We start from the raw sequence: 22,813 nt of genomic DNA, 5'->3' as shown, positions 1-22,813 counted from the left end.
GGCACCCGGTAACAATATGCCTATAAAAGCCGCTATACTTGCATTGTTAGGATGTTTGTTTTAACTTGAACAACTTATGCAGCCCCTAACTGATATAAAACTCGGTTTTAGTATTTATTACCTAAGCGAAAATGCGGTTACGCTTGAGTTTGGGCACGAAATTAGCGAAGATCTGTTACAGCAGATCAGTAGCTTTAACCAGTTGATCAACCACCATCCATTTACCGGTTTTGAAACGGCGGTACCTGCCTATGGCACGCTCAGTATTTTTTACGACCCAATACAAGTAATCAGAGCTACTGATTTACCGGGGATAGATTGCTTCGACAAAGTATCGGCCTATTTGTACCAGCTTAATAACCAGCCGGCCCAAATACACAATGTACCTTACAACCTGATCACCATCCCTACCTGCTACGGCGGTATATATGGCGAAGACCTGGAAGAGGTTGCCGCCCTGCACAATTTATCTGCCGATAAGGTGATCGATTTACACAGTTCGACCATATATAAAGTATATATGATAGGTTTTGTGCCCGGCTTCGCTTACCTTGGCGGCATGTCTGCACAACTGGCCACGCCCCGTAAGCCAAGCCCCCGTAAAGTTATACCCAAAGGATCTGTAGGCATAGCTGGCGAACAAACAGGCATCTACCCCTTACAAACACCCGGAGGCTGGCAATTAATTGGCCGCACCCCACTCACCCTATTTGATGCAACCCGCACACAACCGGCTTTACTAAAAGCAGGCGACCAGGTTGTATTTAAACCCATAGACCATCATCAGTTTGAACAATATCGAGATTAAATAATGCGGATACGCATCATTAAACCGGGCATCCTCAGCACAATTCAGGATCTGGGCCGAAAACATTACCTGTCTCAGGCGGTACCGGTTTCGGGCGCTATGGATACACTTTCGGCGCGTGTTGCCAATATTGCCATAGGCAACCCCGACCACGCAGCCGTTATAGAATTTACTTATGCTGATGCAGAGTTTATGACGGAAACCGATATGCTGATGGCTTACGCCGGCGACGGCGCTACACTACAGGCCGGAGATATTATTATCCCTCCCGAAAAACCTGTTTTTATCCCTGCATACACCTCCATCCAGCTCATTAACAACCCGGCTGGCAGCCGTACCTATTTATCGGTAGCCGGTGGTTGGGATATACCCGAAGTTTTGGGCAGCCGAAGCACTTTTATTACGGCCGAAATAGGCGGTTTCAATGGGCGCAGTTTGCATGCCGGTGATACCCTGGCCAGCACCGAAACTTTTACGCCAATTACGGCAACTATATTTGACAGGCTTAAAGGCGAAACCATTACCTACCCTGCCTGGAGCGTTGCCCGCCGTATGTTTTTACCTGCCGATACCAAACACATCCGTATAGTGCCTGCCCATGAATTTAGCTGGTTTCACGGTTTGGCTCTTGTCAACTTTTTGTCGCTGCCTTATACCCTGAGTATGAACAGCAACCGGATGGGCTATCACCTGGATGGCGAACCTGTTACGCGCATCATCAAAAACGAATTGCTCTCTACCGCGGTTACACCTGGCACCATACAGGTTACCGGTAATGGCAGCCTGGTGCTGCTCATGGCCGATTGCCAAACCACCGGCGGCTACCCGCGCATTGCCCATGTGGCTGCCATTGACCTGCCGCTATGCGGACAATTGAAACCCGGCGACACCATTTATTTTGAAGATATCAGCCATCAAGATGCCGAAATGCTGTATATTGAACGAGAACAGGAATTACAGCAACTGAGGGAGGCAATTCAGCATAAGTATTTATAATTATTGATACATTATAAGCATGCAAACTATTGATTTAAACTGCGATATGGGCGAAGCTTTTGGCAATTACCCCATGCCCAATGATGAGATTTTACTCGACCATATTACCTCGGCCAACATCGCCTGCGGTTTTCACGCCGGCGACCCGGAGGTAATGCAGCATACCGTAGCCCTGGCCATTAAAAAAGACGTAGCCATTGGCGCACACCCCGGCCTGCCCGATCTGCAGGGTTTTGGCCGCCGCGAAATGAAGATCAGCGCCAACGAAGCTTACCAGATTACCATGTACCAGATTGGTGCCCTGTTTGGTTTTGTAAAGGCAGCCGGTGGCAAACTGCACCATGTTAAAGCACATGGTGCGCTATATAATATGGCCGCAAAAGACCCCTCATTAGCCAAAGCCATTGTACAGGCTGTACATGATTTCGATTCAACTTTAATATTATACGGCCTCGCCGGAAGCGAGATGATAGAAGCCGCAAAAAAAATCGGCATCATCACCGCATCAGAAGTGTTTGCCGACCGTACCTACCAGGACGACGGCTCGCTTACGCCCCGCTCGCAAAGCAACGCACTCATTACCAACGAGCAACAATCCATTAACCAGGTTTTACAAATGGTGAAACACCAGCAAGTGCAATCTGTCAGCAATAAAAATATTCCCCTAAAAGCCGAAACCCTTTGCCTGCATGGCGATGGCAGCCATGCGGTAGAGTTTGCCAAACTAATTAACGAAAAGCTGAAAGCTGAGGGAATAACGATTAAAGCACCGGGCGTGTAAATGTTTGAGCTTAATCTTAAATATGAAACATCACAACAAACTGATATTGAACAGTCGGTTTTAATGGACAATATATTTAACTATATCAAAAAAGAATATCAAATATTAGAAAGAACCGATCATAAAATCGTAGTTACTTTTAATACCGGCAGTGGCTTACTTTGGATGTCCAGATCGAAACAAACACGAACTATAAAAGATGGTAGATTTGACGTAGGTGAAGCTAAAATCACTTTTACATATTACTTAGATATATTACCAGACATCATATTTATATCTATAGGAATACTGCTCGGCGTATTTGCCGATTCGCGGGCGTTTATGCTTCCGATACTACCAACAGTAATGTTAATATTTAGGATAAGGGCTTTAAGAACCAGCAGTCGGGATATATTATGGGGCATAACATCCAATTCAACTCAGCCAATAACTACAAAATTTAAATCCATTCGCTTTGACAGAGAAAAAGTTTAACTGGAGCGTACTTATCGGCGCGGCTTTTCTGATGGCGAGTTCGGCCATTGGTCCGGGGTTTTTAACACAGACTGCCGTTTTTACCGAACAGCTGGGAGCCAGTTTTGGGTTTGTTATCCTGCTTTCTATTATACTCGATGCCATTGCCCAGCTTAACATCTGGCGTATTATTGCCGTGGCCGATAAGCCTGCTCAGGATATTGCCAACCAGGTTTTCCCGGGGCTTGGGTACTTTATTTCTTTTCTGGTTTTCTTAGGTGGTATGGCCTTTAACATTGGCAACATAGCCGGTGCAGGTTTGGGTTTAAACGTTTTGCTGGGCGTAAGCGTTGGGCAGGGCGCTATCATGAGCGCAATTATTGCCATCGGCATTTTCGTGTACAAAGAATCGGGGAAGGCCATGGATGCCTTTGCCAAAACCATGGGCTGCCTTAAAATTTTGCTGGCCTTATTTATTGCCTACATCAGCAAGCCGCCATTGGTGGAAGCCGCCATCCGGTCGGTTAACCCTACGCACTTTAGCTTTACCGCTGTGCTTACCATTGTGGGTGGCACAGTTGGGGGCTACATCACCTTTGCAGGTGCCCACCGCTTACTGGATGCCCGCCAAACCGGCGTACAAAATCTGCCTGCCATTAGCAAGGGAGCTGTCAGCGCTGTCGGCTTAGCTTCTTTAATGCGTTTACTATTGTTTCTGGCAGCACTGGGCGTGGTAACAGCCGGCATAAAGCTTGATCCCACCAATCCGGCTGCTTCGGTATTCAAATTAGCAGGCGGGCAAATTGGCTATAAATTATTCGGGTTGATCATGTGGTCGGCAGGAATCTCTTCGGTGGTTGGTTCGGCCTTTACCTCGGTATCTTTTATCAAGAGCTTTCACCCGGTGATATTAAAATTCAACCGGCAAATCATTATCGGTTTTATCGTAGTGTCGTGTTTTATATTCCTGATGATCGGCAAACCAGTGAAAATCTTACTTGCTGTGGGTGCCATTAATGGCCTCATTTTACCATTGGCCCTGGGTATTATGTTGGTGGCTGCCTATCGTAACAAAATTATATCGAATTATAAACAACCGCTTTGGTTAACGATACTTGGCGTTATGGTAGTTGTTGTGATGACCTGGATGAGTTACGGCGCTATTGTACAGATACTGCATCCATAAAATTTCTATTACAAAATGATCTCCAAAATAAAAACATACGCAACCACTGCGTTGCTGTTAGCGGGTGCTGCTTCTGCCTTTGCACAGGGTGCCCGTCCGCTGGTTGAACCTGGTGTTTCTCTTAAGCTGGCTACCTACAGGCATACCGCGTTGAGCAATCTGCAATACACGCTGAACTTTGATATCCCGGCCGAGAAAAGCCAGGCCATTAACGCTACGGAAAATATCAGTTTTACATTAAAATCATTAGTGCAGCCCTTACAGCTGGATTTTAAGCAACCTGCCGAAAAAGTAAAAGCCATTAGCGTAAACGGTCAGGATATTCCCGTTGACTGGGCTAATGAACATTTAGTGGTCGACACCAAATACCTGCATGCAGGCATCAACAAAATATACCTTAAATTTACAGCCGGTAACGAATCATTAAACCGGAACGACGATTACCTCTACGCGCTTTTTGTACCCGACCGTGCCCGTACCGTATTCCCCTGCTTCGATCAGCCCGATCTGAAATCGCGGTTCTTACTGACATTACAAGTACCCTCCGACTGGAAAGTATTAGCCAACGGCGCTAAAAAGGATTCGGTAGTTAACGGCCAGCGTACCACATTTCATTTCGCTAATTCTGACAAACTGCCTACTTACCTATTTTCGTTCACAGCCGGGAAATATACTTACGCGCAGCAATCTGTCGGCAAACATACTGCCGTATTTTTGTACCGGGAGACTGATGCGACTAAAATTAAACTCAGCGTCGATTCTGTTTTTATCGCCCATAAAAATGCCATTAGCTTTTTAGAAAACTGGACAGGCATTCCCTTCCCTTTTCAGAAGGTAGGCTTTGTGGCCATTCCCGATTTTCAGTTCGGGGGCATGGAGCATCCGGGCGAAGTGCAATACAAAGCATCGGCCCTATTTTTGGAAGATGGTGCAACTAAAGACCAGTTTATTAGCCGTTCTAACCTTGTTTCGCATGAAACCGCGCACATGTGGTTTGGGGACATGGTAACCATGGAGTGGTTTAACGATGTATGGATGAAGGAAGTGTTTGCCAACTTTATGGCCGACAAGGTGACCGAAAAAATGATGGGCAGCGAAACCTTTAACCTTAAGTTTTTGCAAGACCACTACCCTGCCGCTTATGGTATTGACCGTACACAGGGCGCTAACCCTATACGCCAACAGCTGGATAATTTGCAGGATGCAGGCTCACTTTACGGCAATATCATTTACCACAAAGCGCCTATTATGATGCGCCAACTGGAACTGCTTATGGGCGCGGCCAATTTCAGGCTGGGCATACAGGAATACCTGAAAAAGTACGCCTACACCAACGCCACCTGGAACGACCTGATTGCCATACTGAGCAAGCACAGCAAAACCGACCTGTATGCCTGGAACAAGGTTTGGGTAAACCAACCCGGCCGCCCGGTATTTGATTATAACATCAACTACGCCGGCAACAAGATCAGCAAATTTACGCTTACCCAGCACGCCGAATTTGGCGAACAGCGCAGCTGGCCGCAGGCCTTCAATGTTACCTTGGTTTACCCGGATCATAGCCAGAATATAACCGTAAACATGATTGGCACGCAACTGGATTTGAAGGCTGCCGAAGGCCTTGCCAAACCTGCCTATGTATTGTTTAACAGCAATGGCATGGGGTATGGCCTGTTCCCTACGGATAAAAATATTACCGCCGGTTTGTACAACATTGCCAGCCCGCTGCAACGGGCAACTGCTTATATAGCTGCTTACGAAAACATGCTGGCAGGCCGGTATTTTAAACCAAACGAACTGCTACAACTATTTACCAAAGGCCTTACTGTTGAAAAGAACGAAATGAACCTGCGGATGTTGACGGGTTACATCGGCAACATTTACTGGGAGTTTTTGCAACCCACGGAACGCTTAAAAATGGCTACTACGGTTGAGCAATCTTTTTGGACGGCGATGCAGCAACAAGCAACTGCCAACAATAAAAAAATTCTGTTCAGGGCATACCAGGATGCGTATTTAACGCACGAAGCGCAAAGCAATATCTACAACATCTGGCAACAAAAGCAGCCTCCCCTTGGTGTTAAACTAACCGAGGATGATTATACCTCGCTGGCCTTCTCGGTTGCCCTGAGAAGCGACACCACAACCCATATTTTAAAACAACAGGAAGATCGCATTACCAACACCGACCGCAAAAAACGGATCGAGTTTCTGATGCCGGCCCTGTCTCTCGACCCACAGGAACGGGACGCATTTTTCGCCAGCCTTGCCGACCGTAAAAACCGTGGTAAAGAAGCCTGGGTAACCGCAGCCCTGGCTTATTTAAACCATCCGCTACGCCAAAGCACCTCGATAAAGTACCTGCCCAAAAGCCTCGATCTGGTTGAAGAGATCCAGCGTACCGGCGATGTATTTTTCCCGCAATCGTGGTTGGGATCGATACTGAGCAGCTACCAAAGCAAGGAAGCAGCACAAATTGTTAGAGACTTTTTAAAAGCGCACCCGAATTACAATCCGAAGCTGAAGGATAAGATCCTGCAATCGAGTGATAATTTGTTCAGGGCGGAGAAGTTGCTGGATCAGGCAACACACTACGTCATTCTAAGACACTCGAATCACTATCCCCCCTTCATGACGTGGCATTAGTAGTACTATTCGCCCGTCGTGCCGAACTTGTTTAGGCCCCCCACTTGCTGAGCGAACTATGCAAATTAGACACATGTACTGTGGGATCCCGAAATAAATCCGGGATGACGTGAAGTATAAAAAACAGCAAAGGCATTCTGGTTTATGTATACTTCTGCCGTGCTGAACTTGTTTCAGCATCCCACTCGCTAAGTATGCGGTACAACTATTTGCTACCTGTACTGTGGGATGCTGAAACAAGTTCAGCACGACTGGCGAAAAAATAATTGTACGTGCGTTTACAACGCCCATGTGCTAATCTTCTTCCTGATGAAGAGCAGTTCGGGGTTAACACTTAACTGGGGCAAGCCGGGTATCATGCTCAAAAAAAATACGCCTACAACCAATACCATGGGGTAAGCAATACTTACACCGCCGTACTTACCTTCAGCAACTCTTCAGCAAAAATAACGGCTGCTTTTTTGCGGTAGGCCCCCTTGTTCCAGATCACATACGATTGCCTCGACAATTTATTACCTGCAATAGGCACTGCCACCAGCTGATCCCACCCTATGAGCGCTTTTTCATTAATAATACTCACCTGCTCGCCGTTTTGTACCAGTGATAACAGCGAATGCATATCGTTCAATTCAACACGTATAGAGGGCTTGATCTTCTTTTTCTCAAACAGTTCGTCCACAAAATTGCGGGAACTGAACCCTTTGGCCGGCAAAATAAGGTTAAGGTCCAGCACGTCCTTCAGGCTGATATTTTTGAGCTTAGCCAGCTTGTTATTTTTGGCTACCACCATTACAATGTTCGATTTAGAGAGCGGCTGCAAATCAAAATCGGGGTCGTTACTCTGATTATGGAAAGCCAGGATGAGGTCCAGTTCAGATTGTTTGAGTTTAAACTCCAGGTCTTCGGGCGCGCCATATTCGAGGTAGATCTTAAGGTTGGGGAACTTTTTAGAAAATATGGGCAGCACCGGCAGTATCAGCGAGGTAAAGGCATAGGTTACCCCTATTCGCAGTTCGCCGGCCAGCATGTTGTTTAAGTCGTTAATGGCTTGCTTACCTTTTTCAATATCCAGCAATACCCGGCGGGCATGGCCTAAAAATACCTGGCCGGCCTCGGTGAGGCTTACATGTTTTCCCAGCCTGTCAAACAGCGGCATCCCCAGTTCCTGCTCCAGTAATTTAATCTGCTGCGAAAGGGTAGATTGTGTAATGTACACTGCTTCTGCGGCTTTTGTAAAGTGTAAAAGCTCTGCCGCTTTTACAAAATAGCCTAACTGCCTTACTTCCATAATCAATCGTTTTTACCTATCAATATCATTAAAATAATCTATTTTACAAATGCAATCATAATACCGATTTTTGTATCAGCAAAACAGAAATAAGCAACATGGCAGCCGCAAAGGCTTTAATGTCAAAAAATCACCCCGAAAATGAACGTACTCAGATCCTTAAAATACCGAAATTTCAAACTCTTTTTTTACGGCCAGTCTGTATCATTAATTGGTACCTGGATGCAAAAAACAGCCGTAAGCTGGTTGGTTTACCGCTTAACCGGTTCGGCCGTATTACTGGGTATTGTAGGCTTTGTAAGCCTGATCCCTTCACTGGTTTTATCGCCTTATGCAGGCAGCTATATCGAGCGGCATAACCGCTTTAAGGTGCTGGTTTATACCCAGGTAATCTCCATGATCCAGGCCGGTGCGCTAGCCGCTATGATCTTCTTTAAATTTTACAGTATACCGGGCATTGTGATACTGAGTTTAATACAAGGGGTTATCAATGCCTTTGATATTACCTGCCGCCAATCTTTAATGGTAGAGATGGTTGATAATAAAGAAGACCTGCCCAACGCCATTGCCCTTAACTCTACCATGACTAACATTGCCCGTATTGCAGGCCCTGCCGTGGCAGGTATTATACTGAGTACACTGGGCGAAGATTTCTGTTTCATCAGTAATTTCCTGAGTTACATTGCCGTGCTGACTTGTTTGTTTATGATGAAGCTTAACCTGGCTGCCGTGGTAAAACCACAAACAGATATTTGGACCGAGCTAAAAGAAGGCTTCAAATATGTATCGGGTAATAAAGATATCAGCAGCATGGTAATTATGCTGGGCCTGAGCAGCTTATTTGTTATACCATTTAACACCCTGATGCCTATTGTTGCTAAGGATCTGTTTAACGGTAATGCCAAAACGTTCAGCTGGTTTGAGAGTACTGCGGGCTTGGGTTCTGTTATCAGCGCCATTTACCTGGCCAATCTTAAAAACAGCAAAGGGCTTATTAAAATCATCACGGCTGCAAGCCTGCTTTTTGGTACCAGCGTGTTGTTTCTGGCCTACGCCAAAGCCTTGCCTGTCGCCCTATTTTTTATGACCATTACCGGTATCGGTATGATGGCGCAAACATCGGCCATTAATACTTTTATACAAACCAATGCTGCACCCAACATGCGCTCGAGGGCTATCAGTTATTATGTGATGGCTTACCAAGGCATTATCCCAATCGGTAGTTTAATGATCGGCTTGCTGGCCAACTCAATGGGGCCGCGTGCGGCAATGGGGATAGAAGGAATTATAGGCATTGTGTCTGCCCTGCTATTTATACTTTACCGCAACCGGGTTAGCGAAGGCCATATTTTCGGCAGAAATAAAACAATGTTTGCAGGAGATTAATACCTCCTGTTTTTAATTAGCCGCGCCTGACGAACTATGGATAACCGAAGTGATAATAAAGGCCACTACAGATACAATTAGCCCAAACATGAATACATTGTATGCCCACCTTAACAGTAAATATTTGCGACCCAGCACCGCACCCTGCGAGTACACATCCCTGATTAAAGTATCATACAAAAAGTCTTTATCTTCCATAACCAACTTCATTCCGTTGGCGTACTGATCCATTGGCATTCTGTAAAAATTACCAAAGAACAACAGGTTAACTCTTTTTTTATCCAGGTCTTCCTGATTAAATGTACCATGTGGAATGGTTGGCCTGGTAGCGAGGATAGAAAGCGTCATGGTGGTTAAGCTCACCGCCAATAATATAATGGTCGGGATAATGAGATAGCCGTTCGTATCCAGCTTCCTTAACACCAAACTGATAATAGCCGACAGGATAATAGAGTTAACCGTAATTAAAATATGCGCCTTTTTATCGGCCATATCGCTCAAACGCTGGTTATTGCTCGATGTGATCCTGAACATGGTTTCAATACCCTTTTCAGGCTTGTCATCATCGTCCTTGTCTTTTTTATCCTTCTTATGTTTTTTTTCTTTTTTAGGTTCTTCTTGTACGGTAACTTCTGCTACGGGTACAGGTTGCTGTTGAGCTTCTATGTGCTTTTGCTGCGCTGCCTCAACCTCGGCTTTCAATGTGGCCAGATTTTCTGCCTTTTTATGCTCCAGCACCCTGCGGCCATAATCGGTAGTGTAATGGTGGCGTTCCATAAATGCAACGGTTCCGGGCCACCAATCTGCCTTGCTAATCTCTTTATGCATTAACAGCTCTACCTCTTTGCGCAGCTCGTTGCTTTTCTCCATAAAAGAGTTTTTACTCAGGTGGAAAAGATCTGCATCGCACAATATTTGTTCTATCAGGGTTGCAGGCTGCTGCGGCATAGCCGTAGCCATAATGGTAGCCGTTACTTTATCAATTACAGCAATATCAATCTCGTGCTTTTCGAGATATGCTTTAGCCACATGCGTGCTGGCTATCTCGTGTGCCTGCACGTCAACTATATAACCGGTATCATGAAACCAGGCAGCAGCCGATAATATAAAAAGGTCTTCATCATTCAGCTGATAGTAATCTGCTATTTTAAGGGCTGCCTTTACCACGTATCTGGTATGGTCGAGGTTATGATAAAGCAACTCCTCACGGGGATGCTCTTCAAAATAGTCGGCCACATGTTTGGCAATTTTATCTGTCAGCTTCTGATAATTCATTCGGTATGCTTAGGTGATTTACATCTTTTACAAAGAAAATGTTTTTAGATATATATTTATCTTTCAGCTGTATTTCAAATTTATTTTACTGCTGAACCCTAAACTGCCTCCTGCTGATCTTTTTTGCCGAAACTGTAAATGAGGTAAAACAATGCAGGCAAAATAAACAAACTACCTATTAATAATGCTATACCAAGCGAATCTATTGTTTTATCTGGCGCTTTATGATGCAAAAGCGACAGTTCTGTACCATTTTTTAGCAGTAAAATATTGGGGTAATGACTATAGGTTACCGCAATGAGCAACATGGTAACCATAAAGCCGGCCAAAAACCGCATACTGATCACCTGATCTTTCAATATGGCAATCCATAAAAACACTAGCGCTATTGCTGCGCTGATAATGGTTAGCAATGATATTATATTGCCCAGCAACCATTTCAGCAGCGGGATACCATCTGCCAGGGAAGAGCCGAAGATCATACCGGCCCATATCAGCATGGCCGCATTCATTTGCACGGCTTTGCGTTTGTACCTGCGTTTAGATTCATCATCTTTTACTTCGCCAATTAAAAAGATAGCCGCCAAAAATCCACACAGCGCAACTGTAAAAAAGCCCACAGAAAAAGAGAACCAGTTAAACCAATCGTACACATAGGCCGAAAGAAATGAGCCTGCAACGGTATCAACCTTGCGTGATACGGCACTGCCCGCAATAACGCCCAGAAACAGCGGCGTTATAAAGCTGGAGTATACGTAAATACGGTTATAAACCCATTGCATACGGTCTTTAACGGCATCATAATTACGGAAAGAAAAGGCCGTACCACGGGCAATAATGCCCATTAACATAATAACCAGCGGGATGTGTAAGTATACCGAAACCGTTGTGTACACCACCGGGAAACCCACAAACAGGATAACCACGGCAATAATAAGCCACATGTGGTTAGCCTCCCATATAGGGCCAATGGCTTGGTATGATATTTTGCGGATGTGTGATTTATTGGTTTTAGAAGTAAACAATTCCAGGATACCCGCGCCAAAATCGGCCCCGCCCATCAGCAGGTATATTAACAACGAGATCCATAAAAAACCGATAACTACGTAAATCATGATGCTTTTAAAGTTAAGGGTTGGTGGTCATAAATTTCGGGCACCATTTTTATCTGGCGGCTTAGTAAAAACGTAACCGCAATAGCCAGCGAAAAGTATACAGCTGTAAACAGGTAAAACGAATAAACAATACCCGGCATCGGGGTAACAGCATCGGCAGTACGCATTACGCCCTGAATGATCCAGGGTTGGCGGCCAACTTCGGTAACCGTCCAGCCGGCTTCAACGGCCAAAAAGCCCAATGGCGTTGCCAATACAAATATTTTGAGGAACCATGTTTGAGATAGCCATTGTTTCCATTTAAACAAAGCAATAAGGTATAGTAAACTAATACCCAGCATAGCCATCCCTAAGGCTACCATCAGCTGAAAAGCATAGTGCGTAACCGCAACCGGCGGCTGGTCTTTCAGCGGGATTTTATCCAGACCCACTACTTCCGAATCGAACTTATCATTTACCATTAAGCTCAGCATACCGGGCAGCTCAATAGCGTAGTTTACTTTATGATTTTCAACATCGGGTATACCACCAATAATAAGGGGCGAATAGTGTTCTGTTTTAAAATGGGCCTCCATTGCGGCTAACTTGGCAGGCTGATTTTTAGCCACAAATTTGGCCGAGATATCACCGCTTAAAGGTTGCAAAATGGCAGCAACCACGGCAAATATGGCCGTGATCCTAAATGCTACGGTATGGAAACCTACATTCTGTTTCCTGATAATCATTAAAGCATGAATCCCTGCAACCGCGAAACCCGTGGCGGCAAAGGCGGCAATAGTCATGTGCAGGGACTGCGAAAACCAGCCCGTGTTGAACATAGCTTTAATGGGGTCGATATTGGTATACTTGCCGTTGATATAATCAAACCCGGCCGGGCTGTTCATCCAGCTATTGGCTGCCACAACCAGTATCCCCGATATAATACCGCTTACCCCTACCACCACACCTGTAAACCAATGGAACCAGCGGTTAAAGCGTGTCCAGCCATACAGAAAAAATCCCAATGCAATGGCCTCGATAAAGAAAGCCGTTCCCTCCAAAGAGAATGGCATCCCAAAAATTGGTCCTGCGTTTTTCATAAACTCGGGCCAGAGCAAGCCTAACTCGAATGACAGTACCGTGCCCGACACCGCACCTGTAGCGAAAAAAATAGCCACACCCTTACTCCAGGCCTTGGTTACATTTTTATAATTCTCGTTACCGGTGCGCAGCCACATAAAATGGGCTACCGCCATAAAAAATGGCATCACCATACCAATACAAGAAAATATGATGTGGAACCCTAACGAGAGCGCCATCTGCGAGCGGGCGGCTATAAAATTATCCATAGTATTAATGCATTAATGTAATGATGCTTAACAGAATACGGGGGTGGCTTTTATCAACACAAAATCATTAAGCCAGATTCTAATTTCCCGAACAGCTACTTACCAGCTACGGCGATAAATATAGGCGGTTATGTAACATAATAGCTACTGTAGTATAATTTGTAACGTATATAAATTATCAACAGACTGATATACAATTTGTAAATGACCATCAATATGATTATAAATCACTCAGAAGGAGAGGCATTTAAGCCTCTATATCAATGCCAATCCGTTTAAGCAGCATGGAGGCATTAAAGGTTTTGCACTCGCCATTCTTAATCTTGTAATCAAACAGCATTTCGCCATCCAATACTTGTATATCGAAATAGAAGTTGCGGATATAATCGGGGTATTTCTGTTCCAGCTGGGCTATTTGTAAATCGTGGGTAGCAACCATCCCTACCCCTTTTTTGCTAATGATTTGCTCAATTACGGCTTTCGATCCCAGATACTTATCAACCGAATTGGTACCGCGTAGCATTTCATCGATGAGGAAAAAGATCTTCTCTTCGCCTTCTACAGCTGCCAGCAGCATTTGCAGGCGGTCGAGTTCGGCTTTAAAAGTGGATGTACTTTCATTGAGCGAATCCTTGATGCGCATGTAGCTTACCATCGTAATTACCGATACCTGCATACTGTCGGCACAAACGGGTGCACCACACAAAGCCAGCACTGTATTAATACCAATGGTACGCAAAAACGTACTTTTACCGGCCATGTTAGAGCCGGTTATAATATCGATCTTATACGTATCGCGCAGTTCATAATCATTTTTTACGGCCTGGTTTGTATTGATAAGCGGATGTGCTAACTGTTGCGCCACTAATGTATAACCACCATCATCTACTATGCCCGGGAAAGCCCAATTGGGGTTATTGATATGCAGGCCCGAGATACTTATGAGTGCTTCAAATTCTGCAATTACATTAAAGGCATTTTCCAGGTTCTGGCGATTATTACGCTTCCAGTTTTCTATAGCGATGATCTGGCGGATATCCCACAGTAAAAACAGGTTCAGGAAAAAACCTACGTAAATATTGAGGTGGTAATTAAGCTTATTTATTAAAATAGAAAGCTCTTTGATCCGCATCGATGTGCCATCATTTTTAATAACCAATGCCAGGTTAATGTTACAGTCTGCCTGCCAGCTCTCCTGCTCTATCTTCTCAAAAACACCGGCATAGTTACCCAGTACATGGCCAATTTTTCCGGCTATTAAATCAGTTTTCTGAATGTAAGCAGCCCTCGAAAAAATGATGCTCATATTGGCAAGCCCAATCAGCACGGCAAGCATTTTTGCCGGGTAATAATACCATGATAATATGATGGCCGCCCCCAGTAACCAGGGCGCAATTTTGGCATATTTGCTTAACCATGCCTCGCCTTTAAGGTTTAAGGGAAAATGTAAATAGGTAATGAGTTGTTCGAGATGGTTTACGGGCTCTTTAATGGCAAATAAAAGCCGGGCCTGCAGGTCCAGTTTCCAGCTGTTTTTGGTGCCGATCTCTTGCACGGCATGCTGGTGTTTTAATATCACATCTTTAGCAGCGGGCTTGCTTAACCATGCTGCCAACCGGCTGCAACCGGCAAAAGTTGCCGCCCGGTTAAGCATCTGGAATAGGGAGAGATTACCGAAGATATCCAGATCTGCCGTGTAGAAATGCTTGTCGTTATTAAACCCATTGCCGTTATCATACAGGTTGGCACGGGTGCTTATACCGGCAACTTCGTTTTCGGTAACACTGTTCAAATTTTTGTAATACTGTTTTTGCTTTTCAAAGCCACTTTGTTTGGCCACCAGCCAGGCAAATACAAAGCCCAGCGCAATAAAAGCGCCCAGTACAATGAAAATATTATTGTAGATAACCGCAAAATAAATACCCAATACAATCAGGCCAAAAACCACTAAACGTAACAGCGAATACCGGTTAGCCAGCTTTTCATATCGGGTAAATTCGTTTTGTGCGGCAAGTGCACGTTGGTTGTAGTCGGTGATAATGGCTTGATCCATGGGTATAATTGTTGGGGCTAAGTTACTATATAGGTTTAGTTTTTTTTCATTCTGAATGTAATGAAGAATCTTCTTCATCCTGTATAACGACATTTTATAGCGAAGAAGATCTTTCGCTATCTCTCGGGATGACAATATAAGACGTATAAAATGCAAAAAGCGTCCCAATGAAAACCGGGACGCTTTTTTAGATATATGAGTAACTATATTATTGTTTCCAACCGCCGCCTAAGGCTCTGTACAATTCAGATACGGCGCTTAGCTGGGCATTTTTAATAGAAGCTAGGTCTAACTCACTTTGTAACACATTACTTTGTGCAGTTATTACCTCCAGGTAAGTTGCCATACCGTTCTTAAATAACAAGTTTGAGTTAGTAGTTGCATGCTTTAAAGTGGCTACGCGATTGGCAGCAATTACTTGTTGCTGCTTAAGCTTTTGCACTTTAACTAAAGCATCAGAAACTTCGCCAACAGCGGTTAAAACCGACTGTCTGAATTCTAACACAGTCCTTTCGCGTTGTACTTTGGCTATATCATACTTAGTTTTTAACTCTTTGTGATCAAACAACGGCTGCAGTACGCTTCCTGAAACTATCCCAAATAAAGATGCCGGGATGTTAAACCAGTTAGTAGCCTTAAAAGAATTTACACCGCCGGTTGCTGTAATCCTTAAAGCAGGATACATTTCTGCTTTGTTAATACCTACATTGGAGTTGGCAATAACCAGTGCAAGCTCACGCTGCTTAACATCGGGCCTGCGGCTTACAGCCTCAGATGGTACACCTGCCGATAACTCATCAGGGATATTGATTTGACCTAAGGTGTTATCCCTTGCTATTGCATCAGGTAAATGGCCTGTTAAAATGCTTAGCGCATTTTCTTGTATGGTAACATTTTGTTCAAACTGAGGGATTAATTGCTCGGCAGCCTGTTTTTGCGCCAGGGTTTGATCAACCGCTAAAGATGTTACCTGGCCTGCATCAAATTGCAGTTTAACAATACGCAAAGTGCTATCGTTTAAGCGCAGGTTACTTTTCGCAATTTTCAATTGCTCATCAAGCATCAGCAAGTTATAATACCCTTGTGATATGCCGGCTACTAAATCGGTTTGAATTACTTTTCTGGCTTCGCTGGTTTGCAGGTAAGCGGCTAGTGCGCTTTTTTGCTGATTACGGATTTTACCCCAGATATCTGCTTCCCACGAAACAGCTAAATTGGCCGAATAGTCTTCAATATGTTTTGAACCGATATTGTATTGTGTTAAGCTTAAGCCTGTAACACTATTGTCTGACGGGCGATTTGAATTCGCAGTCACGTTCAGGTCAACCGATGGCACGTACTCCCATTTTACCTGTCTGAATTGTAACTGTGCAGCTTCCATATTCTTAAGGGCTATCTGCATGTCAAAATTCCTTACCATAGCGCTGTCTATCAGCTTTTGCAGGGTAACGTCTGTGAAAAAGCTTTTCCACTGTATATCTGCAATGCTGCTGGTATCTTTAAGGCTATCAGTCCTGAATTTTACCGGCACATCGGCCACCGGCTTTTGTATATCTTTTGATACTTTACAGGCACTTAGCACCACAATTGCAAGCAATATGGAAAACCTGTTTATATATGTTTTCATTTCTATTTGATATTTAAATTATGCAGTGTATCCGTCCTCTAGTTTAAGTACAGCATTGCCATCCTGATCAGCAGGTGAATCATCAAGCAATACAGCTACCGGTACACCGCTTATTCTTTCCTGTAAACCCTGGAATATCACAAACAATACCGGTATAATGAACAAACCAAGCAATACGCCTGACACCATACCCCCGGCAGCACCAATACTAATAGAGTGGTTACCCTGGGCAGATGGGCCGGTTGCGATACTCATTGGGAATAAACCGAATACGAATGCAAGCGATGTCATAACAATTGGCCTTATCCTTAACCTGGCTGCTTCTATTGCCGCAGCAACCAGAGTATGGCCTGCCTTACGTTTCTGTACAGCAAACTCTATAATCAAGATGGCGTTTTTAGCTAACAGACCGATAAGCATGATTAAGGCTACCTGTACATAAATGTTGTTTTCGATACCGGTTAAACCCAATACCACAAACACACCGAATATACCTGTAGGGATAGAAAGTATTACCGCCAATGGCAGGATATAGCTTTCGTACTGTGCCGATAACAAGAAGTATACAAACACCAAACAAAGCATAAATATCACAGCTGATTGCCCGCCTGATGAAATTTCCTCACGTGTTTGGCCAGAGAATTCATAAGCAAAGCCAGCCGGCAATTGCTCTTTAGCGGTTTCCTGTATGGCTTTAATAGCATCACCAGAGCTGTAACCTGGTTTAGGTATCGCGTTTACTTCAATGGAGTTAAACAGGTTATAACGTGAAGCGGTTTCTGAACCATAAACACGGGTTAGTTTAACCAAAGTATTGATAGGCACATTTTCGCCGGCTTTGTTCTTAACAAATACCCGGTCAATGGCTGTAGGGTCTGTCCTGTCGGCAATATCTGCCTGAACCACTACCCTGTAGTACTTACCAAAACGATTAAAGTCTGATGCCTGAGCGGTACCAAAGTAAGCCTGCATGGTTGACAGGATGTCTTTAACATTTACACCCAGTTGGTTGGCCTTTTCGTCATCAACTTCTAATTGTAGCTGAGGATAATCGGCTTTGTAAGATGTAAAGGCATAAGCGATGGCTGGTTTCTGCATCAGCTTGCCTATAAAGTTATTGGCAATGCCGCTAAATTTATCCAGCCTGCCATTGGTTCTATCCTGCAGCACTACATCTAAAGCCTCCACATTACTAAAGCCCGGTACAGTTGGAAAACTGAACACAAAGAAAGTACCACCGGGTATACCACCCAATCTGCCTCTCACTATTTCTTGTATCGCATCAATATTTTTAACCGCGCCTCTTTCTTCAGTAGGTTTTAACAACAGGAATATAACACCTGCAGATGGACTGCTTGATTGCGTTAAAAAGTTGAAACCAGACAACGCCGTAACAAACCGGGCTGAGGGTAAAGTTTTCAGTTGCTCTTCGGCAAGTTTAAATGTTTTATTAGTACCGCTTAATGAGGTTCCTGATGGCGTATTAACCGCTATGGCAACGAAGCCCTGATCTTCAGTCGGGATAAAGCCTGTTTTAGTTCTGTTTACCATATAAACAGTAGCCAACACCACTAACACAAGGCCGCCCATACTGATCCATTTATTACGGATCAGGAATTTTAAGCCACCTGTATACCTGTTGGTTATATAGTTAAAGCCACCATTAAAGCCTGCGTAAAATTTATCAACAAACCCTTTTTTAGGTGCTTCATGGCCATGGCCGTCCACATTATGTTTGTTCTTTAAAAACAAGGCGGCTAAAGCCGGGCTCAAAGTTAAAGCGTTAACAGCCGATATAATAATGGCTATGGCCATGGTTAATGCAAACTGCCGGTAAAATATACCTGTTGAGCCAGTCATGAAACTAACCGGTAAAAACACGGCTGCCATTACCAGCGTAATAGATATAATAGCACCAGTAATTTCATGCATTGCCTCGGTAGTGGCTTTTTTAGGCGTAAGGCTTGGGTCGTGCTCCATTTTGGCGTGCACCGCCTCTACCACCACAATGGCATCATCCACCACAATACCGATGGCCAATACCAGTGCAAACAAGGTTAACAAGTTAACAGAGAAACCAAAAAGGTTCATGAAGAAGAACGTACCGATAATAGCAACCGGAACCGCGATGGCCGGAATTAAGGTAGACCTAAAATCTTGCAGGAAGATGAACACCACAATAAATACCAATATAAAGGCTTCTACCAAGGTATGCTCAACCTGATTAATAGACTCATCCAAATCTGTTTTGGTACGATAGAACTGATTGTATTTGATACCGACAGGAAAATCCTTCGATGCTTTTTCCATCAACTTATCAATTGCTATTTGAATTTCATTAGCGTTTGAGCCCGAAAGTTGTATAATACCAATCACAATACCATCGTGCCCATTTAGGTTGCTATCACTGTTATAAGAATAAGCACCCAATTCTACACGGGCTACATCTTTTAAATGTAATACCGAGCCATCTGCATTTGCACGGATAGCAATGTTCTGGTATTCTTCGGGTGTGGTTAGCTTACCTTTGTATTTAATTACATATTCAAATGCTTCGGTACTGCGCTCACCAAACTTACCTGGGGCAGCTTCAATGTTCTTATCTTGTATAGCTGCAGTTACTTCGGCCGGGGTAACTTTGTAGGCTGCCATTTGGCTTGGATTAAGCCAAACACGCATTGAATAATCTTTTACACCACCAAATATACTTGCAGAGCCCACACCCGGGATACGTTTAATTTCGGGGATAATATTGATCTGTGCATAGTTGGCTACAAAGGTTTGATCGTATTTTTTGGGATCTTCTGTGTATATAGCCATTGCACCAATAAAGCTGTTTTGCTGTTTGGTGGTAGTTATACCATATTGTACAACCTCGGCAGGCAACTGGCTGGTAGCCTGTGATACACGGTTTTGAACGTTTACCGCAGCCTGATCCGGGTCTGTGCCTTGTTTAAAGTAAACAGTAATACCCAGTGTACCATCGTTACTGGCAGTGGAAGTCATGTAGGTCATGTTCTCCACACCATTAATGGCTTCTTCCAGCGATGGTGTTACCGAACGTAAAATAGTTTCGGCGTTAGCGCCCGGGTAAACAGCAGATACCAATACCGCCGGAGGGGCTATATTCGGGAACCGCTCCAGGGGCAGTTTGGTTAAGCCAAGCACACCAACTATCACCAATAGTATGGAGATAACGGTTGAGAGTACCGGCCTTTCTATAAATTTTTGAAACATGACTTTAAAGTTTAAGTGTATGTATTAGTTTTTTGCTACAACTGCTGCTACCTTTTCGGCAGATTGTTTTTCAGGGTGTATCACCATACCTTCCTGTAATTTATCGATACCGCTTAATACAATCTGGTCGCCTGCTTTTACGCCGTCTTTAACCAGGTAATTGTCGCCGTTTTTACCAATAATATTAATCGCTTGTTTTTTCACTTTGCTGCTATCGCCTACGGTAAACACAAATACTTTATCCTGCATATCAACAGTTGCTGATTCGGGCACAATTAAAGCATCCTTATGTTCAAGGCTTAAACGGATCTTGCCTGTATTACCCGAACGTAACAGCCCCTGAGGATTTGAAAATGTTGCCCTTACCGTAATTGCACCTGTAGTTTTATCAAACTGGCCATCAACAATATCAATTTTACCGTGTTTAACATACTCGGTACCATCTGCCAGCAACAGCGATACAAAAGGTAATTTTTTCAACTTATCTTTTATAGTTTCACCCGGGTATTGCTCTTTAAAAGCCACAAAGTCCTTTTCGCCTAAAGCAAAGTAAACATGCACTTCGTGCACATCAGATAATTCGGTCAAAGCTGCAAGATCCTGTGGCCCAACTAAGCTTCCCTGTTTCCTTTCTAAACGGCCTATATAACCGCTTACAGGTGCCTTAATTAAGGTATAACCTAAATTGATCTGTGCTGTAGATACATTAGCTTTTGCCGATTCGATGTTGGCTGTGGCAACCTTGTAGCTTGCTTTAGCAGTTTTTAACTGATAATCTGACACTACTTTGTTTTCTACCAGCGGGGTCAATTTGTCTACTTCTATTTGCGCATTGCCTTGTGCTGCTTCTGCCGCGTGTAAGCTGGCTAAAGCGTTATTTAATGCCGAGCGGTAAGGCAATTCATTTATTTTAAATATCGGTTGGCCAGCGCTTACATAAGCGCCTTCGTCAACAAATACTTTATCTAATGTGCCGCTTACCTGGGGCCTAACTTCAACATTAACGGTACCTTCTATTGATGCAGGGTATTCCTGATAAGTGGTTTGAGTACCTGTTTGAACTTCTGCTACCGGCAATGAAGGGGCCGGTGGTGCAACCTGGGCTTGCTGAGGACTTCCGCAGCTTGCTAAAGCGATGATAACCAGACCTATCGCCATAATCCTAACAGCATTAAGATTGCTATCGCTGTTAAGTTTTCGTTTAAATGTATTCATGAGTGTTTGGTGTGTTGACAATTTTAATAGTGTGAGAAACTCGAACGCTGGTAACTTTACTGCGTTAATTTTAATACGTGGATTTATTTGTTATTAATGTACCGGCGTTATTTTAATTAACACCGTTAGCTTTAGCGGCCAAAAAAAGAGTAGCTACTTTAAGTTTTTAATAAAGCCTGTGATAGCGTCATCTAAAACCATTTTGTTTAATTCAATATCGACAACAGAGTTGCCGTTTATTTTGATAGATATTAACCCGTGCATTACCGACCAAAAGGTGTGGTATTTTAAACATGCGTTCGCCTCTGTACCACTTTTATCTATCATGCTTTGGATAGATTCTGTAACAGCTTCGGCAAACATCAATTGTTCTGGTAAACATTTTGAAAATTCGCAGCAAGCCATCCCTATGCCAAACATCAGTTGGTAATGTTCTGTATTGTTTAGTGCAAAATCCCAGTAAGCATCTGCAATGGCCATGATTTGGTCTGCAGGATCGGTATGCTCGCTTTTTGCTTCTAAAATTCTGTCTGTTAATAGTTGAAACCCCGTACGGCCAAACTCAATTAAAATGGCTTCTTTATTTTCAAAATGATCGTAGATAACAGGAACGCTGTACTCAATAGCATCGGCAATCTTACGTATCGACAATGATTGCCAACCGTCAGTTTTTACCATTTGCCATGCAGCGCAAATAATATCCTTCTTAACCTCATCTTTGTGACGCTGTCTGCGTTCTACGATTCCCATTGTTGCCTTACTTCCTAACAGTGTTAGCAAAAGTATCAATGTTTAAGTTAAAGTTCCAAATGTTTTGTAATAAAACCTACGATTGTTTCATCATATTATAATTTCATGACAAAAGGTATTGTAATATACCTGTAGATGACGCATTGGCAGAAAACAGGTTATTAATACGAGAAAATAGGGATTTAATTACGGCAGGGAACTATTCACGGATCAGCAACAACCTCAAAATCAAACATTTGTTTAACAGGCCGAATTTTAAAAAACTCCTGAAACAAATAAGGAGTGGCTCGCCCACTCCTTATTTATATTAACTAAACTATTTACCCTTGCATGTAAAAAAACTTGACGCAAAGATGCAGTTAGCTTGTTGGGTTAATGTAAGGTCAATATTAAGTCTTTAGTATAATTTACAGTTGTGGTATCAATTCGATAACATGCTGTTTGAAGATCCTATCAAGGATTTCCTGGGTTTCATTGGGGTAACTCACTTCAACTATGCTATCGTTATTAAGCCATTTGGTAATGGTTTCTTCGTGTTTTTCTTTCAGACTTTTAATTACCGGCACCCCCATAGATTTTAGCGCGGCGGCATTAAGCTGCTGCTCATACTGGTTTTTCATAGGGATAACCAATAGTTTCTTTTTCATAAACAGGGCTTCGGCCGGGGTT

The 22,813-nt window shown here is 43.6% G+C and carries 18 protein-coding genes; 8 read left to right on the top strand and 10 right to left on the bottom strand.

The genetic code is table 11. The annotated features are described in order from the left end of the window. Positions 1-76 precede the first annotated feature (76 nt). The 7 genes from pxpB to RG47T_RS25965 all read left to right on the top strand — a co-directional run bounded on the left by pxpB (position 77) and on the right by RG47T_RS25965 (position 7,269). Positions 77-808 carry a 5-oxoprolinase subunit PxpB gene (gene pxpB / locus RG47T_RS05220; protein WP_074488446.1) on the top strand — a complete coding sequence of 244 codons (732 nt, stop codon included), beginning with the start codon at positions 77-79 and terminating at the stop codon, positions 806-808. Between the two features lie 3 nt (positions 809-811). Next, positions 812-1,804: a 5-oxoprolinase subunit C family protein gene (locus RG47T_RS05215; protein ID WP_074488445.1), complete on the top strand. Its 993-nt coding sequence runs from the start codon at positions 812-814 to the stop codon at positions 1,802-1,804. 19 nt (positions 1,805-1,823) lie between these two features. Beyond that, entirely contained in the window at positions 1,824-2,585 is a 762-nt protein-coding gene (locus RG47T_RS05210) for a LamB/YcsF family protein (RefSeq protein ID WP_074488444.1), read from the top strand. Next, complete coding sequence (locus RG47T_RS05205) at positions 2,586-3,059, top strand: hypothetical protein (protein WP_074488443.1); 474 nt, start codon at positions 2,586-2,588, stop codon at positions 3,057-3,059. Then, positions 3,040-4,224 carry an NRAMP family divalent metal transporter gene (locus RG47T_RS05200; RefSeq protein ID WP_074488442.1) on the top strand — a complete coding sequence of 395 codons (1,185 nt, stop codon included), beginning with the start codon at positions 3,040-3,042 and terminating at the stop codon, positions 4,222-4,224. Before RG47T_RS05205 ends, RG47T_RS05200 begins: the two co-directional genes overlap by 20 nt. A gap of 15 nt (positions 4,225-4,239) precedes the next feature. After that, complete coding sequence (locus RG47T_RS05195; protein ID WP_074488441.1) at positions 4,240-6,870, top strand: M1 family metallopeptidase; 2,631 nt, start codon at positions 4,240-4,242, stop codon at positions 6,868-6,870. Between the two features lie 228 nt (positions 6,871-7,098). Continuing rightward, positions 7,099-7,269, top strand: a complete 171-nt coding sequence (locus RG47T_RS25965) for a hypothetical protein (protein ID WP_171972477.1) — start codon at positions 7,099-7,101, stop codon at positions 7,267-7,269. A 7-nt stretch (positions 7,270-7,276) separates the two neighbouring features. Here the strand turns inward: RG47T_RS25965 and RG47T_RS05190 are convergent, their stop codons facing one another. Then, positions 7,277-8,158, bottom strand: a complete 882-nt coding sequence (locus RG47T_RS05190) for a LysR substrate-binding domain-containing protein (RefSeq protein WP_074488440.1) — start codon at positions 8,156-8,158, stop codon at positions 7,277-7,279. Between the two features lie 141 nt (positions 8,159-8,299). On the opposite strand from RG47T_RS05190, the gene RG47T_RS05185 reads away from it, so the two are divergent. Next, entirely contained in the window at positions 8,300-9,544 is a 1,245-nt protein-coding gene (locus RG47T_RS05185) for an MFS transporter (protein ID WP_074488439.1), read from the top strand. Positions 9,545-9,556: 12 nt separating this feature from the next. On the opposite strand, the gene RG47T_RS05180 is transcribed toward RG47T_RS05185, so the two are convergent. The 9 genes from RG47T_RS05180 to RG47T_RS26610 all read right to left on the bottom strand — a co-directional run. Further along, on the bottom strand, positions 9,557-10,819 hold the full coding sequence (locus RG47T_RS05180; protein ID WP_074488438.1) for a Pycsar system effector family protein: 1,263 nt from the start codon (positions 10,817-10,819) through the stop codon (positions 9,557-9,559). A gap of 98 nt (positions 10,820-10,917) precedes the next feature. Continuing rightward, the gene (locus tag RG47T_RS05175; protein ID WP_074488437.1) at positions 10,918-11,934 is read right to left on the bottom strand and encodes a cytochrome d ubiquinol oxidase subunit II; all 1,017 of its coding nucleotides are present in this window, start codon (positions 11,932-11,934) and stop codon (positions 10,918-10,920) included. Further along, a complete protein-coding gene (locus RG47T_RS05170; protein WP_074488436.1) occupies positions 11,931-13,262 on the bottom strand; it encodes a cytochrome ubiquinol oxidase subunit I in 1,332 nt (443 codons plus the stop codon). The genes RG47T_RS05175 and RG47T_RS05170 overlap by 4 nt, the downstream gene beginning before the upstream one ends. A 247-nt stretch (positions 13,263-13,509) precedes the next feature. Further along, positions 13,510-15,315, bottom strand: coding sequence for a MutS-related protein (locus RG47T_RS05165; protein WP_074488435.1), 1,806 nt, complete (start codon positions 15,313-15,315; stop codon positions 13,510-13,512). 208 nt (positions 15,316-15,523) lie between these two features. Then, positions 15,524-16,942 carry a TolC family protein gene (locus RG47T_RS05160; RefSeq protein ID WP_074488434.1) on the bottom strand — a complete coding sequence of 473 codons (1,419 nt, stop codon included), beginning with the start codon at positions 16,940-16,942 and terminating at the stop codon, positions 15,524-15,526. An 18-nt stretch (positions 16,943-16,960) separates the two neighbouring features. Next, positions 16,961-20,179, bottom strand: coding sequence for an efflux RND transporter permease subunit (locus RG47T_RS05155; RefSeq protein WP_074488433.1), 3,219 nt, complete (start codon positions 20,177-20,179; stop codon positions 16,961-16,963). A gap of 24 nt (positions 20,180-20,203) precedes the next feature. Next, positions 20,204-21,394, bottom strand: coding sequence for an efflux RND transporter periplasmic adaptor subunit (locus tag RG47T_RS05150; RefSeq protein WP_074488432.1), 1,191 nt, complete (start codon positions 21,392-21,394; stop codon positions 20,204-20,206). 153 nt (positions 21,395-21,547) lie between these two features. After that, on the bottom strand, positions 21,548-22,144 hold the full coding sequence (locus RG47T_RS05145; RefSeq protein ID WP_074488431.1) for a TetR/AcrR family transcriptional regulator: 597 nt from the start codon (positions 22,142-22,144) through the stop codon (positions 21,548-21,550). A 407-nt stretch (positions 22,145-22,551) separates the two neighbouring features. Beyond that, positions 22,552-22,813 (bottom strand): glycosyltransferase family protein (locus RG47T_RS26610; protein ID WP_290439117.1); only part of this gene is annotated, 262 nt, incomplete at its 5' end.

It is taken from the genome of Mucilaginibacter polytrichastri (genome assembly GCF_001911425.1).
Lineage (GTDB): Bacteria > Bacteroidota > Bacteroidia > Sphingobacteriales > Sphingobacteriaceae > Mucilaginibacter > Mucilaginibacter polytrichastri.
The sequence above is the reverse complement of the archived record's forward strand: the minus strand, read 5'-3'. Positions and strand labels throughout refer to the sequence as shown.

Coding starts and splice junctions, on each gene's coding strand:
- RG47T_RS25965 (WP_171972477.1), top strand. CDS start 7,099: ATGCTGAAACAAGTTCAGCACGACTGGCGAAAAAATAATTGTACGTGC.
- RG47T_RS05185 (WP_074488439.1), top strand. CDS start 8,300: ATGAACGTACTCAGATCCTTAAAATACCGAAATTTCAAACTCTTTTTT.
- RG47T_RS05195 (WP_074488441.1), top strand. CDS start 4,240: ATGATCTCCAAAATAAAAACATACGCAACCACTGCGTTGCTGTTAGCG.
- RG47T_RS05170 (WP_074488436.1), bottom strand. CDS start 13,262: ATGGATAATTTTATAGCCGCCCGCTCGCAGATGGCGCTCTCGTTAGGG.
- RG47T_RS05190 (WP_074488440.1), bottom strand. CDS start 8,158: ATGGAAGTAAGGCAGTTAGGCTATTTTGTAAAAGCGGCAGAGCTTTTA.
- RG47T_RS05145 (WP_074488431.1), bottom strand. CDS start 22,144: ATGGGAATCGTAGAACGCAGACAGCGTCACAAAGATGAGGTTAAGAAG.
- RG47T_RS05175 (WP_074488437.1), bottom strand. CDS start 11,934: ATGATTTACGTAGTTATCGGTTTTTTATGGATCTCGTTGTTAATATAC.
- RG47T_RS05180 (WP_074488438.1), bottom strand. CDS start 10,819: ATGAATTATCAGAAGCTGACAGATAAAATTGCCAAACATGTGGCCGAC.
- RG47T_RS05155 (WP_074488433.1), bottom strand. CDS start 20,179: ATGTTTCAAAAATTTATAGAAAGGCCGGTACTCTCAACCGTTATCTCC.
- RG47T_RS05165 (WP_074488435.1), bottom strand. CDS start 15,315: ATGGATCAAGCCATTATCACCGACTACAACCAACGTGCACTTGCCGCA.
- RG47T_RS05215 (WP_074488445.1), top strand. CDS start 812: ATGCGGATACGCATCATTAAACCGGGCATCCTCAGCACAATTCAGGAT.
- RG47T_RS05210 (WP_074488444.1), top strand. CDS start 1,824: ATGCAAACTATTGATTTAAACTGCGATATGGGCGAAGCTTTTGGCAAT.
- RG47T_RS05150 (WP_074488432.1), bottom strand. CDS start 21,394: ATGAATACATTTAAACGAAAACTTAACAGCGATAGCAATCTTAATGCT.
- RG47T_RS05160 (WP_074488434.1), bottom strand. CDS start 16,942: ATGAAAACATATATAAACAGGTTTTCCATATTGCTTGCAATTGTGGTG.
- RG47T_RS05205 (WP_074488443.1), top strand. CDS start 2,586: ATGTTTGAGCTTAATCTTAAATATGAAACATCACAACAAACTGATATT.
- pxpB (WP_074488446.1), top strand. CDS start 77: ATGCAGCCCCTAACTGATATAAAACTCGGTTTTAGTATTTATTACCTA.